Source organism: Tamlana sedimenti, from assembly GCF_038148895.1.
GTDB lineage: Bacteria > Bacteroidota > Bacteroidia > Flavobacteriales > Flavobacteriaceae > Tamlana.
Genome location: NZ_JBBVGQ010000002.1, coordinates 118024 through 133359 on the forward strand (window position 1 = coordinate 118024; position 15336 = coordinate 133359).

A 15336-nucleotide genomic window follows, 5' to 3' on the forward strand; every position below is an offset into this window, starting at 1 on the left:
TATGAATATTATAAATAAGATAAAAATTAATCGAAAAAGTAGAAAACTTCAGGGAATGATAGGTTCCGTGATAATGGTTTTCAGCTTGTTGACCTCAGAATCGTGTGAGGAAACTTTTTTGGATGTGGTACCAGATAACTTGGCTACCATTGAGGATGCATTTACATTAAGGAACGAAGCAGAAAAGTATCTGTTTACGTGTTACAGTTACATTCCGATAGGTGGTGATGTAGTATATAATTTTGGACTTTTGCTTGGTGATGAAGCTTGGATACCACCCAATAACTCTTCTTTCACGGCATTTTCACATTATATTGCCCGTGGATTACAACAAGCCTCAAATCCCTATTTAGATGTTTGGGAAGGTACTGGACAGGGTGGTGGGTACCCTTATCCAGGTGGACCTGGCGTGCCAGGAAATTATCCAATGTTTGATGGCATCAGGCATTGCAATGTTTTAATTGAGCGTTTGGAAGGTACTAATCAAGTGCCAGACCTAAGTACTAATGAGCGTGCTAGATGGGTGGCTGAGGCTAAGTTTTTAAAAGCTTTTTACCATTATTATTTATTACGTATGTATGGGCCTATACCTGTAATGCGTACAAATATTCCTGTTGATGCACCGGACGACGAGATTCAGGTATCTCGCGAGCCTGTTGATGATGTTGTAGATTATTTGGTGCAATTATTGGATGAAGCAAGAATAGATCTTCCTAGAACTATTGTTAATACCCAAAATGAATTGGGACGCGTTACCAGATCGGCAGCGGTTGGATTAAAAGCGGAATTATTGCTTATGGCTGCAAGTCCTTTATTCAATGGAAATACAGATATGGCTGGTTTTACAAATAAAGATGGAACACCTTTGTTCAATACCAGTTATGATGCGTCAAAATGGCAAAGAGCTGCTGATGCGGCCAAAGCGGCTATTGATATTGCCGAAACTGATGAGCACAGTCTTTATTATAAAATGGATGATGTTTATGAACTATCAGATACTACTCTAACAAAGCTTAATGTTAGAGGAGCTGTAACTGAAAGTTGGAACACCGAGGTTCTTTGGTCCAGCCATTCTGCTTCATCTGTGCCTTTGCAACAAATATGTGTTGCACCATTTACGCATAGTTCGGATGCCTCTTATTCACCTGCTAACCAAAACACAGCACGTAGATCTTATGCTGCCACTTTAGAATCAGCCAATAATTTCTACACGATTAATGGTGTGCCAATGGAGGAAGATATTACTTTGGATTTTACAAAGGTGGATTCCATAAGAAGGGCAGGTCCAGAACATAAATTAAACATACATGAAGGCTACACGACAGCAAATTTGAATTTTAACAGAGAACCCCGATTTTATGCTGATTTGGGCTTTGATGGTGCGGTTTGGTACGTTAATGAATGTTTGGATAATGAAGAGCAATATTACTTAAGAGCCAAGCGTAGTGGTCCTGCTGGAAATGGAGATAGCCCATTCAACTACAACACTACAGGATATTTTGTTAAAAAATTGGTGCATAACGAATCCAACGGATTTACAATTAGAGATTATGCCTGGCCAGAAATACGGTTGGCAGATGTGTACCTCATGTACGCCGAGGCCTTAAATGAAGTACAAGGTCCTACTGCTCAAGTTATTGAATATGTTGATAAAGTGCGTGAACGTGCTGGTTTAGATGGCGTGGTTTCTTCATGGCAGAATTTTTCTAAAAACCCAGCAAAATACACGACGCAAACAGGTATGCGTGAAATAATTCATAGAGAGCGCAGTATAGAGTTGGCGTTCGAAGGAAAAAATTATTGGGACATCAGACGTTGGAAAAAAGCTGCTCTTGAGTTTAACGAGCTTATCCAAGGTTGGAACGTTGGTTCAGATACAGAAAGTTCTTATTATAAGATAGTTACCTTATATCAACAACGCTTTGTTTCACCAAGAGATTATTTCTGGCCTATCAATCAATCAACGCTTATACAAAACCCTAATCTGGTTCAAAACCCAGGTTGGTAAAAAATAATTATTATGAAACGAAACTTTTTAAAAGAATTTTGGGCTATTGTCTTAGTTGTCATGTTAGCCTTCATGGCTTGCTCCGAAGAAGAGGGGCATGGGCCGCTTGAAAGTAATACGGTGCCGCCGGGAATTGTTGAAAACGTGGCTATTGAAAATTTACCAGGAAAGGTAAAATTAACATATACCCTTCCATCTGACGAAGACCTGTTGTATGTTGTAGCACGTTATACCACCGAAAATGGAACACAACGAGAAACTAAATCATCTTATTTTAAAAATAATATGGTTTTAGAAGGGTTTAAAGGAGGAGAACCTATACAAGTAACCATTACAGCTGGTAATAAAAGTGAGACAGAATCTCAACCTGTTGTTGTTACGGTTAACCCTTTACCAGCACCTATTTTCGCTATTTTTGATTCACTAGAGATTGGACCGGATTTTGGTGGTGTTAATGTAAAGGCATCAAACCCTACAGAGGATGATATTGCTATTTTAGTGATGTTAAGAAACAACGTAGGAGATTGGGAGCCACTACCAACTAGTATTTACACTAAAAGTGATGAAATAAACAGAAGTCTTAGAAATTTGGAAGCTGTAGAGCAAGATTTTGCCATTACGGTTAGGGATAGATGGTCTAACGTTACCGACACTCTGTTTACTACAATAACTCCGTTATTTGAACAGTTGATGCCAAAATCCGGTTATGTAGGTATTAGATTGGCCAATGATGCTAATAACGATGGTTATGCTGTTTCTAATCTATGGGATGACGAGACCATTGAATGGTTCGACTCATATTTTACAAACAGAGGAGCCGATACTAACCCAGACATTGGTCATTTGGTTACATTCGATATTGGACAAGAAACAAAAGTAAGTCGTATCCATATTTGGAATTTCTCAGAACCTCTTGGTGGTCAGCGTTTTTATTATTACTTAGGTGCTATGAGGAAATTTAAAATATGGGGGGCCAATGAGTTAAACAATGGTGATTTATCCGGATGGACTTTAATGACTGAATATGAGGTCTTAAAACCGTCAGGTTTACCGGAAGGTGAAGAAACGGCAGCCGATACCGAAGCTGGTGAAAACGGTGAAGATGTGTTGTTTAGCATTGACAAACCGAAGGTACGCTACCTGAGAATAGAGTGTATTGAGAATTGGAGAGGGCTGGAATATATGTCTGTAAATGAAATTGCCATTTATGGAGATCCTAACTTTTAAAAAACTAAATTGATATGAAATGAGCCATTACGAATCTTGATACACATAAAGATGATTTTTGGCGAATTGCATCTGACAGATAAATAAAAAATAAAAATATACAGATGAAAACTAATTTTAAGAATATTTTAATTGTTTTGGGTTCCCTTATATTGGGTTCCTTGACCTATTCCTGTGATGATTACAGTGATGATTACCTTAAATATGTAGAAGGTGGTGAGCGAATTTATGTTGGTAAAATGGACTCTTTGTTTGTTTTTGGGGGCCATAACCGTGTTCAATTGGGGGGTAATTTGCCTTCTGATCCCAAGGCAACTGAGGTGCGAATTTCTTGGAATAACTCAAATAATTCCATTACGGTGCCTTTAACAGGTGGTTCAGTAGGTGAAAGGTTCTCTACTATAATTGATAATCTGCCAGAGAATATTTACAGCTTCCAAGTACGTAGTTACGATAGTGATGGAAATAGTTCTATTCTTTCAACAGTTACAGGGAGAGTTTATGGAGAAGGTTATGTAGCTACACTTTTTAACCGTCCTATTACACTTGCCAGACTTTATAGTGGCAATCGTTACAGGATTACATTCGATAATATGGATAGAAGTACTGGAGTTATTGGGAGTGAGATAGTATACACTTCTCGTGATGACGGAATGGAAAAAACTATTTTTGTAGATATTAGCGAATCAGCTATCCTCTTTACAGATTGGGATGGTACATCAACCATTAAGTATAGAACTTCTTTTATTCCCGAAAAAACGGCTATTGATACGTTTTACACACCTTTCGAAATTATAGAGGAATAGTAAAAACCTAAGAGGAAATAAATTAAATTGACCACTCTAGGGGTCAAGACTTAATAAAATGGGGAGGCGTGAGATTATTTACCCTCCCTATTTTTTACATCGCCATTTAGAAACAATTTACCTACCAAAAATGCTAGTTATGTAATTGGCTTGGATGCCTATTGATAATTTTTAAAATAATGATACTAAAGAAAATATTGTTTGGGATTTTTGTTTGCTCACAATTGACTTTGACGGGGCAAATTGGATTTGGAAATGCCCAAAAGGTTAATGAAGATTGGAAGTTTATTTTACAGGACAACCAAAATTTTCAAGCACCATACTATGACGACTCTAAATGGGAAACCATTAATATTCCCCATGATTGGAGTGTAAAGGGCCAGCTTAATTCAAACTTGGCCAGTGCCACAGGTTATTTACCTGGAGGTATAGGTTGGTACAGAAAAAGCCTAAAGATACCAACAACTAAAAGTGGCCAAAAAGTGTATCTCTACTTTGAAGGCGTTTATAATAGGAGTGAAATCTTTATTAATGGAAAATCTTTAGGAAAACGTCCAAACGGTTACATTTCGTTTGCTCATGATGTAACAGCTTATGTAAATTATGGTCAAGAAAATACAATTGCCGTAAGAGTAGACCACAGTAAGAGTGCCGATTCCAGATGGTACACAGGTTCAGGTATTTATCGAAATGTGTGGTTGGTTTATGCCAATCCTATTCATATGGCGCAGTGGGGTGTTTATGCATATCCTGAAATGCAAGATAATTCAGGAATCTTAAACGTTGAAGTTGATGTCGTTAATCAATCTGATAATGATACAAGCATTTCAATAATTAATGAATTAATTGATGCTAAGGGAAAATCTAAAGGAAAGACATCCAACAGTATTCAGTTATCGGCTAATTCATCCAATAAAACTTCCACTGAATTAAAAATTGATAATCCACAACTTTGGAGTTTAGAAAATCCAAATCTTTATCAGCTTAAAACAACAATACTTCAGGATGGCGACTTAGTGGATGAAACCATTACCCAAACAGGATTCCGAAAGTTTACATTTAACCCAAATAAAGGGTTTGCGCTAAATGATGAATGGATGAAAGTAAAAGGTGTTTGCCTTCATCATGATGCTGGCGTTTTAGGTTCGGCGGTTCCAAAGGAAGTTTGGAAAAGCAGATTGGAAACCTTGAAAGAATTGGGCGTTAATGCCATTAGAACAAGTCATAATCCACAAGCACCCGATTTATATGATTTATGCGATGAGTTGGGCCTTTTGGTATTAAATGAAGCTTATGACGAATGGGAATTCCCAAAGCGTAAATGGTTAGAAGGCTGGAATGTGGGAACACCCGGTTTTGAAGGTAGTTACGATATTTTTGCTGATTGGGCAGAAAAAGACCTTGAAGATTTTGTTCGCAGAGATAGAAATCATTTGTCTGTTTTTGCGTGGAGCATTGGTAATGAAGTTGATTATCCAAACGATCCCTATTCACACCCTGTTTTAGATGGCGGAGGCGATACTGGTTTTTCCCAGGCTGTATACGGTGGTTTTAAAAAAGAAGCACCAGATGCCATGCGTTTGGGAGCTATTGCAAAGCGTTTGGTGAAAGCGGTAAAGAAATATGACAATTCTAGGCCTGTTACCGCAGGTTTGGCAGGTGTTGCAATGTCCAACGAAACGGAATATCCGGGCGCTTTAGATATTACAGGCTATAATTATACCGAAAGTAAGTATCAATCAGATCATGAGAAATACCCAAACAGAGTGATTTACGGGAGTGAAAATAGACACGATTTAGAGGCTTGGAAAGCGGTAACTGAGAATGAACATATTTTTGGTCAGTTCTTATGGACCGGAATAGATTATTTGGGTGAATCTGGACGTTGGCCTTCACGCGGATTTTACTCAGGGCTGGTCGATTTGTCAGGGAACATAAAACCACGAGGTTATTTCCGTCAATCACTTTGGAGCAATAAGCCAATGATTTACGTTGGAACTTATCCTATTCGTAATAGAAATAGAAGAAGATTGTCAATTGATGCTTGGCCAGTTTGGAGTTATGAAAGCAATCAAACCATTCGTGTGGTTTGTTATACCAATGTGTCAAAAGCGCACCTTGAATTAAACGGAAAAATAGTTGGTGAAGAAAAGGTATATGATAATGAAACAGGTATTATTTTTTGGGACATTCCTTTCCAATCTGGAAAACTGGAGGCTGTGGGTCTATCTGAAAAAAATGATGAGTTGAGCAGATATACCATTGAAACGCCAAAAACGCCTTATGCCCTAGAGGCAAGAATTGAAAATGATAAAAAAGTCATTAGCAAAAACAGCGAAACCATTTTAGTCCGCATTGAATTAGTTGATGAACATGGCGTTTTGGCTAACCTTTCGGAAAATGAAATTACTTGCAACATAGAAGGTCCAGCAAAACTTTTAGGGATGGAAGCTGGCAATAATCAGGATATGTCTGATTATACCGATAACACCCAAGCGGCTTTTCGCGGAAAAATTTTGGCTTACATACAGGCTACGGGAGATTCAGGAAACGTAAAGGTTACCTTTTCAAGCCCGTTATTAAAGCCCGTGGAAATAAATTTTGAAACAAAATAAAACTAAATAAGATGAAAAAAATTAACCGACTAAACTTAAACCTTTTTGCGCTATGCGTTTTGGCGTTCATGGTGTTTTCGTGCAAGACACAAGAAAAGTACACCACTTATTTATTCACTTATTTTACAGGAAATAGCCAAGATGAAGAAGCCATTCGTTATGCTTTAAGTAGCGATGGATATAATTATTATGCGCTTAATGGGAATCAACCCATTATCGACTCTAAGGAAATTAGTTCAACTGGAGGTGTTAGGGATCCACATATTCTAAGGGGGGCTGATGATAAAACATTTTATATGGTGGTTACCGATATGGTTTCTGCCAATGGGTGGAGTTCTAACAGAGCGATGGTGCTCATGAAATCAACCGATTTGATTAATTGGACGCATTCAGTGGTTAATATTCCTAATACCTATCCAGAAGAATTTGGCGATGTAGTGCGCGTTTGGGCACCACAAACCATTTATGATGATAAAACCGACCAGTATATGATTTATTGGTCAATGTTGGGAGCTCAAGGCCCGGATATTATTTACTATGCTTATGCAAACAAAGATTTTACAGGGTTGGCAACAGTACCAAAACAATTGTTTTTCAGTCCGTCTAATAGCGCCTGCATAGATGGGGACATTATATATAAAGATGGAAAATACAATCTGTTCTTCAAAAATGAAAGTCATGGAGGAGGCATTAGAAAAGCAGTTTCAGATAAATTAACTGAAGGATATGAACAACAAGAAGGGTTTTACGACCAAACAGATGCAGCTGTTGAAGGATCTGGAATTTTTAAACTGATAGATTCTGATGAATATATTTTGATGTACGACATGTACACCTCAGGCACTTATCAGTTTACAAAATCAAAAGATCTAGAAAACTTTACTGTGGTTGATGATGCTATATCAATGAATTTTCATCCAAGACATGGTACGGTAATCAGAATTACAGAAACAGAAAAACAAAGACTGTTGAACAAATGGGGAACAATTGATGCTTCGTCGTTCACAGGTTTTAATTCACCAAACATCAAAGAAAATAATGTGATTATTGATGATGAAGAAGAAACCATCAATATTCCGGTTATTCCAAACACAGACTTAGTAAGCTTCGATCCCGAAATGACACTGGTGGCATGGGCTTCAGTTTCAAAATCAGGTCCTCAAGATTTTTCTAATGGTACGGTAGAATATACCATTTCATCTGGCGACAAGCAAAAAACATACAAAGTTACCATTGTTCAAGAAAACAATCCGACTTTAGTGGGTTATTATGCCGACCCAGAAATTATCTATTCCGAAAAGAATAAAAAGTATTATATCTATCCAACAAGCGATGGTTTTCATGGTTGGTCTGGAACGTATTTCAAAACCTTTTCATCTGATGATTTGGTAAACTGGAAAGATGAGGGCGTTATTTTGGACCTGAAAAAGGACGTTTCTTGGGCAGACCGAAATGCATGGGCACCATGTGCCATTGAGAAAAAAATAAATGGTGCGTTTAAATATTTTTACTACTTCACAGCAGCACAAAAAATTGGTGTTGCCGTTGCTGATGACCCTGCGGGTCCTTTTGTGGATTCAGGAAAACCAATTATAGGGAAAAAACCAGAAGGCATTAATAGAGGGCAAGAAATAGACCCTGATATTTTTACCGACCCGGTTTCTGGCAAAAGCTATCTGTATTGGGGCAATGGTTACATGGGTGTTGTTGAGCTGAACGACGATATGGTATCGGTTAAAGAAAATAGCTTTAAAAGATTAAATCCGGACGGAACGTTTAGGGAGGGAACTGAAGTGTTCTATAGAAACGGAACCTATTATTTCCTATGGTCTGAGGACGATACCCGAAGCCCAAATTACCGAGTGCGTTACGCCACTTCAGATTCACCAACAGGCTCGTTTAATATCCCAGAGAATAATTTGATTTTGGAAAAAAGACCGGAAGAAGGTATTTATGGCACGGGTCATAACAGTGTTATTCAAGTACCAAATAAAGATGAATGGTACATCGTTTACCATCGTTTTACACGTCCAAAAGGTATTAAAATGGGGGGTAATGCAGGTTTCCACAGAGAAGTTTGTATCGATAGGATGGAATTTAACGAAGATGGCAGCATAAAGCCAGTTACCCCAACAGTGTCCGGAATTCAACCTTTAAATTAATATTAATGTTAATTCAAAGGCACATATTTGGTTTGGCTTTAGTCATTCTATTCGGTTCTTTTTTTGGCTGTAAATCTAAAAAAGATACTACAACAGCACAGGAAGATTTAAGTGCTTACCTCATGGTGTATTTTAAGGATGACGACCATAGTTTGCACTTGGCTTTAAGTACAGATGGAAAAAGCTTCGCAGATATAAATAAAGGAAAGGCTATAGTGGCAGGAGACACCATTGCAAGCCAAAAAGGGATTCGCGACCCTCATATTTCGCGTGACCCAGATGGTGCTTTTTATGTGGTTATGACCGACCTTCATATTTTTGGAAAGGAAAAAGGCTATCGAGATACCCAATGGGAGCGACCTGGTGAAAAGTACGATTGGGGTAACAATAGAGGTTTTGTACTCATGAAATCGTATGATTTAATTAACTGGACGCACAGTAATTTTCTTTTTGACGAAGCTTTTGAAGGATTTGAAGACATTGGTTGTGCTTGGGCGCCTCAAGCTATTTACGATCCACAGGAAGATAAGATGATGGTATATTTTACCATGCGTATGGGGCACGGGCTTACTAAATTGTACTACGCTTATGCCAATAAAGAATTCTCGGAATTAATTACAAAACCAAAACTTTTGTTTGAATATCCAGATGAGACCATTCAACTTTTGGATGCCGATATTACACTAATGCCAGATGGCCGTTACTGTATGATGTATGTGGCCCAAGAGCGACCAATAGGAGTGAAAATGGCGGTTTCAAACTATATTAATAAAGGTTATGAATATATTCCAGACTGGATAGATAAGGAGCCGGGCTCTTGCGAAGCGCCCAATGTTTGGAAACGATTGGATAGCGATAAATGGATCCTTATGTATGACATTTATAGTATCAGTCCGCACAATTTTGGTTTTGTAGAAACTACCGATTTTAAAACCTTTAAGGAGATTGGTCATTTTAATGAAAGTGAAATGAAAACAACAAATTTCACGTCGCCGAAGCACGGTGCAGTAATACATTTAACCAAAACCGAAGCTTTACGCTTGGCGAATCATTGGAATTTCGACTTAAAACTGAACTAAATAATGAATTTTAAAAGAACGACCTTAGTAGCTTTTTTTTCGATTGTAGCCACTACAATTAATGTACAGGCACAAAATTCAGAGCAGGGTAAAAGCAAAATCATTTATTCATGGGAAGCAAATGGCAACCCAGTTGTTACCCATAAATATACTGCTGATGCTGCAGCTCTAGTACACAATGATACTTTGTTCATTTATACAGGAGAAGATTTTGAGGGTGGTCAAAAATGGTATAGCATGCTAAAGTGGTGCGTGTTTGCTACAACCGACATGAAAAAATTTTGGGAATACGAAACGCCATTAAAAGCCACAGATTTTTCTTGGGGTGAAACCAAGGCAGCTTGGGCAAGTCAAGTGATTGAGCGTAACGGAAAATTTTACTGGTACAACAGCTCACAAACTACGGGCATTGGTGTTGCAGTTTCAGATAGGCCAGAAGGCCCCTATAAAGACGCTATAGGAAAACCATTATTCACTAATGAAGATAGCTTCGGAAAAGACCACAGTTGGCGTACTATAGACCCAACGGTATTTATTGATGATGATGGCCAAGCTTGGATTTACTGGGGAAATGGAGCTTGTTGGGCGGCAAAATTGAATGATGACATGATTTCTTATGACAAAGCGTATGGTATAAAAATGATAGACATACAAGGGGAAATGGAATTTCCATACACTGAAGCCCCATGGATTCAAAAAAAGGATGACAAGTATTTATTGTCGTTTGCTATTGGGTTTCCAGAACGTATAGCTTATGCCATGGGAGATAATCCTGAAGGACCTTTTGTTTATAAAGGGATCATCAATGAAATTGCTGGAAACAGTAATACCAATCATCAAGCTATAATTGATTTTAAGGGAGAATCGTATTTCATATATCACAATGGGGGCATTCAAGCGGATGGAAATAGCTACAGTCGGTCTATCTGCATCGACAAGATGGAATACAATCCAGATGGAACCATTAAACCTATAATAATGACCACTAAGGGTGTTCAAGATTAGGTTCAGAATCAAATGAAACTATTAACCAACATATTTAGGATATTAGCCTTAGTAGTGCTTTTGTCGGGTTGCAATGGAAAGGCCAAGGATTTGGCTTTAGCAATAGATAAAGAATCCGATTTTAAACAATGGGCGCAAACACCTCCTATGGGTTGGAACAGTTGGGATTGTTACGGCCCAACGGTTAGGGAGCATGAAATCATGTCTAACGCCGACTATATGGCAGAGCATTTAAAGGACTTTGGCTGGGAATATGTTGTTGTAGACATCAGGTGGTTTGTAGAAAATCCAAAATCCCATGGGTATAACCAAAAAGACCCCATTTATGTGGTTGATGAATACGGAAGATACATGCCAGCTACAAACCGTTTTCTTTCCGCAGAAGATGGCAATGGGTTTAAAGTTTTGGCAGATTATGTACATGGAAAGGGTTTAAAGTTTGGCATTCACATCATGCGCGGAATTCCAAAATATGCCGTTGAAAATAAACTGCCAATTAAAGGAACGAATCGCATTACAGCAGACCAAATTTATTCAACAGAAAATCAGTGCAAATGGCTTAAGGATAATTATTCTATAAATACCAATAAACCAGGGGCGCAAGAATACTACAATTCCATTTTTGAATTATACGCCGATTGGGGTGTCGACTTTATTAAAATAGATGACTTATCTGCGCCAATTTATCATAAGGAAGAAATTGAACTCATTAGAAACGCCATTGCCCGTTGTGGTCGCCATATTGTATTAAGCACATCTCCTGGCGAAACTCCCGTTGATGCAGGTTCCCACGTAAGTGAGCATGCCAATATGTGGCGCATGGTCAATGATGTTTGGGATAGCTGGTCACACATAAAGCACTTAATGGAAGTAAGTCAAGATTGGTATGAGCACATCAAACCAGGTACTTGGCCAGATTGCGATATGATTCCTTTGGGGAGACTCTCAATACGGGGCGAAGTTGGTGATGACAGAATGGCTAACTTAACCAAAGCAGAACAATATACCTTAATGAGCTTTTTCACCATTTTTAAATCTCCTTTAATGTTTGGCGGTGATTTACCAAGTAACGATGATTTTACTTTGTCGCTTCTTACCAATAAAGAGGTATTAAAAATGCATGCTGAAAGTACGGATGTTCGTCAGTTATATTTCAATGATGATAAATTGGCCATTACCTCTAAAAACATAGAAGAGGGTATAACTTATTTAGCTTTATTTAATGTTTCAGATGAATTATCTCAAGATGTAGACGCAAAACTTTCAGAATTGGGAGTAGAGGGAAAGGTTAAAATCACAAACCTTTGGACAGGAGCATTGGTTGGTGAATTTGAAGGTGAATTTATCCAAAATTTGAAACCACATACTTCAGGTTTGTTCAAAATTGAAATGGTAAAATAATGTTTCTTACAAACCAGCTAAGTTTTGAATTAATTGTATAAAAGCAAAAAATGAAAACCATTCTACAAGTTATATTAAGCATTTTATTTATTGTTTTTTCTTTCTCTTGTTCAAACAATAAGGAAATTGCAGCAAAACAAAAAGCAGAACAACCCCAGAAAAATTTATTAAATAATAAAGAGGAAATAAATTCTGCATTAAGACATTTCGCTTATTTTCATAAGGACTCATTGATTAGGTTGGAAGCGGTAAAAAAACTCATTGATGAAGAGGTTTTAAAGCATGTTGCATATTTTGACTCGAATGTTTCAGTAAGAACATTGGCAACCAATAAAATAAATAATGAAGAATATCTTAAGCAGGTTGCATATTTTGATGATAATGAATCTGTGAGATGTGTCGCTGTAAATAAAATAAGTTCGGAATCTTATCTAAAACATATCGCTTATTTTGATGAATCGCCAAGAGTGAGGCAATTGGCAGTAAGCAAAATACAATCTGCAAATATTCTTTCACATGTTATAAAATTTGATAAAGATTTAGATGTAAGGAAAACTGCAATTAATATGTTGTCAAATCTAAAAACATAAATAAAATGCTTCGTTCAAAACTCTTAATTCTATTCGTTTCACTTGTTGCTTTTGGTTGCAATTCTGTAAAAGAAGAAACAAAGCCAGAAAGAAAGCAGTTGTTCAATTACGATTGGAAATTTAATCTTGGGGATACCTCCGAGGGCAGAACGGCAAATTTTGACGATTCCAGTTGGAGAACCCTAGATTTGCCTCATGATTGGAGCATTGAAGGTAAATCGGAAATTGAAAATCCATCAGGTGGCGATGGTGGATATTTCCCTATGGGAAAAGGCTGGTATAGAAAGACATTTCATGCAGCCAATGATTGGAAAGGTAAAAAGATATCCATTTATTTTGAAGGGGTTTACATGAACGCTGAAGTATTCATCAATGGAAAATCTATTGGAATCCAACCTTATGGTTACACCTCATTTAGCTTCGATTTAACGTCGCATTTAGAGTTTGGTAAAGACAATATCTTGACCGTTAAAGTAGATAATTCACTACAAAAAAATTGCCGTTGGTACAGCGGTTCCGGCATTTACCGCAATGTTTGGTTGAAAATTACAAATCAGGTTCATGTTGAAGATTGGGGAATTGCCATTACCATACCAGAGGTTTCAAAAGAAAAAGCTACTGTTCAGGTAAAAGCAAATGTTAAGAATGAATCTGATAAACCTGAATTGGTGAAGTTACAGGTTACCGTCCGTAATCCAGAAGGCAGAAGGATTGCACTTCCTGAAATGGACTATACCATTCAGGCAAATAGCGAATTTGAATTCGATTACGAAATTGAGGTAGATAACCCTAATTTATGGTCTCCAGAATCGCCAAGTTTGTATCAAGCTGAATTTCTCTTGAGAACTGAGGAAAATGAGGTTCTTGATGAATTGACAAAAACATTCGGTATCAGAAGCATTGAATTTTCAGCGGAAAATGGTTTTGTTCTAAATGGTGAAAAAGTACTTTTAAATGGAGGTTGCGTACACCACGATAATGGTTGTTTGGGTGCAGCGGGTTATGATAGAGCAGAGGTGAGAAAAGTAGAATTGATGAAAGCGGCTGGTTTTAATGCCTTGAGAACCTCACACAACCCACCTTCAGAAGCTTTTTTAAACGCTTGTGATAGTTTAGGTATGTTAGTGGTTGATGAGGCTTTTGATGGATGGCGTGAAATGAAAACCACCATTACACCAATAACTCATGATTATTCAACATTATTTGATGATTGGTGGAAGTATGACTTGCAATCTATGGTGTTGCGTGATAGAAACCACCCGTCAATCATTATGTGGAGCATTGGTAACGAAATCATTGAGCGTACCAAGCCAGAAGCTGTTGAAACAGCAAAAATGCTATCTGATGCGGTGAAAGAAATTGATACGACACGTCCAGTAACGTCTGCCATGACCACTTGGGGCCAAGGTTGGGATATTTTCGACCCGCTTATGGCTGCGCACGACGTGGCTGGGTATAACTACCAATTACAGGAAGCGGAATCTGACCACGAAAGAGTGCCTTCAAGAATTATTGTGAATACAGAATCTTATCCTAAAAGTGCATTTTTTATCTGGAATTTGGTTCAAAAAAACAATTACATCATCGGTGATTTTGTATGGACGGCTATGGATTATTTAGGAGAATCGGGCATTGGGAGATACTATTACCCTGGAGAACCCGATGGCGAGCATTGGATGGTAGATTTGTATCCTTGGCATGGCGCCTATTGTGGCGATGTTGATTTAATAGGTTGGCGTAAACCTATTTCGCATTACAGAAGCATGCTGTATAATGATAACGAAAAACTTTACATGGCGGTTAGAGAGCCAAATCCTGAAATAGGTGAGATTAAAACCACCATGTGGGCGGTATGGCCAACTTGGGAAAGCTGGACATGGCCAAATCAAGAAGGTAAAGACATAGAAGTTGAGGTGTACTCCAAATATCCAAAAGTACGTTTGTATTTAAATGGAGAGTATGTGGGTGAAAAAAACACCACGGTTGCAGAAGAATTTAAAGCCACATTTACGTTGCCTTATAAAGTTGGAGAATTAAAAGCGGTTGGGGTTAGTGAAGAAGGCAAAGAGGTTGAGAGCACTTTATTGAAAACAGCAGGAGAAGCTACTAAAATTAAACTGAATGCAGACCGTCAAACCATAAAATCAGATGCACAGGATTTGGTTTACGTAACAGTAGAAATCACCGATAAAGATGGAATCCTTAACCCAAATGCATCAAACAGACTTCAATTTAATGTTACTGGTCCTGGGGTAATTGTTGGGGTCGACAATGCCAATTTAAAAGATACTGATTTATATGTTTCCAATATCCGAAAAGCTTGGAACGGACGGGCAATGGTGGTTATTAAAAGCATGAGGGAAGCTGGCGATATTAATTTGGAAGTTATCGCTGATGGCTTTCAAACCGAAAACTTAAAGATTAAAACCATAAACTAAAATAC

10 protein-coding genes are annotated in these 15336 nt (G+C 37.9%); all 10 read left to right on the plus strand.

Going from position 1 to position 15336, the window contains the following annotated elements:
- The first annotated feature begins 1 nt into the window (after window position 1).
- The 10 genes from WJN01_RS06650 to WJN01_RS06695 all read left to right on the plus strand — a co-directional run bounded on the left by WJN01_RS06650 (window position 2) and on the right by WJN01_RS06695 (window position 15331).
- Window positions 2-2008 carry a RagB/SusD family nutrient uptake outer membrane protein gene (locus tag WJN01_RS06650; protein WP_445196372.1) on the plus strand — a complete coding sequence of 669 codons (2007 nt, stop codon included), beginning with the start codon at window positions 2-4 and terminating at the stop codon, window positions 2006-2008.
- A gap of 12 nt (window positions 2009-2020) precedes the next feature.
- Window positions 2021-3235 carry a DUF5000 domain-containing lipoprotein gene (locus WJN01_RS06655; RefSeq protein ID WP_445196373.1) on the plus strand — a complete coding sequence of 405 codons (1215 nt, stop codon included), beginning with the start codon at window positions 2021-2023 and terminating at the stop codon, window positions 3233-3235.
- A gap of 104 nt (window positions 3236-3339) precedes the next feature.
- Window positions 3340-4041 carry a DUF4998 domain-containing protein gene (locus tag WJN01_RS06660; protein WP_445196374.1) on the plus strand — a complete coding sequence of 234 codons (702 nt, stop codon included), beginning with the start codon at window positions 3340-3342 and terminating at the stop codon, window positions 4039-4041.
- A gap of 179 nt (window positions 4042-4220) precedes the next feature.
- Window positions 4221-6656, plus strand: a complete 2436-nt coding sequence (locus WJN01_RS06665) for a glycoside hydrolase family 2 TIM barrel-domain containing protein (RefSeq protein WP_445196375.1) — start codon at window positions 4221-4223, stop codon at window positions 6654-6656.
- Window positions 6657-6667: 11 nt separating this feature from the next.
- Entirely contained in the window at window positions 6668-8818 is a 2151-nt protein-coding gene (locus WJN01_RS06670) for a glycoside hydrolase family 43 protein (protein WP_445196376.1), read from the plus strand.
- 5 nt (window positions 8819-8823) lie between these two features.
- Complete coding sequence (locus WJN01_RS06675) at window positions 8824-9897, plus strand: glycoside hydrolase family 43 protein (protein WP_445196377.1); 1074 nt, start codon at window positions 8824-8826, stop codon at window positions 9895-9897.
- Between the two features lie 3 nt (window positions 9898-9900).
- Window positions 9901-10902 carry a glycoside hydrolase family 43 protein gene (locus WJN01_RS06680; RefSeq protein WP_445196378.1) on the plus strand — a complete coding sequence of 334 codons (1002 nt, stop codon included), beginning with the start codon at window positions 9901-9903 and terminating at the stop codon, window positions 10900-10902.
- Window positions 10903-10914: 12 nt separating this feature from the next.
- Entirely contained in the window at window positions 10915-12303 is a 1389-nt protein-coding gene (locus tag WJN01_RS06685) for a glycoside hydrolase family 27 protein (RefSeq protein WP_445196379.1), read from the plus strand.
- A 50-nt stretch (window positions 12304-12353) separates the two neighbouring features.
- Window positions 12354-12893 (plus strand): HEAT repeat domain-containing protein, encoded by a 540-nt coding sequence (locus WJN01_RS06690; protein WP_445196380.1) that lies wholly within the window; start codon window positions 12354-12356, stop codon window positions 12891-12893.
- A 5-nt stretch (window positions 12894-12898) separates the two neighbouring features.
- Entirely contained in the window at window positions 12899-15331 is a 2433-nt protein-coding gene (locus WJN01_RS06695) for a glycoside hydrolase family 2 TIM barrel-domain containing protein (protein WP_445196381.1), read from the plus strand.
- Window positions 15332-15336: the final 5 nt, after the last annotated feature.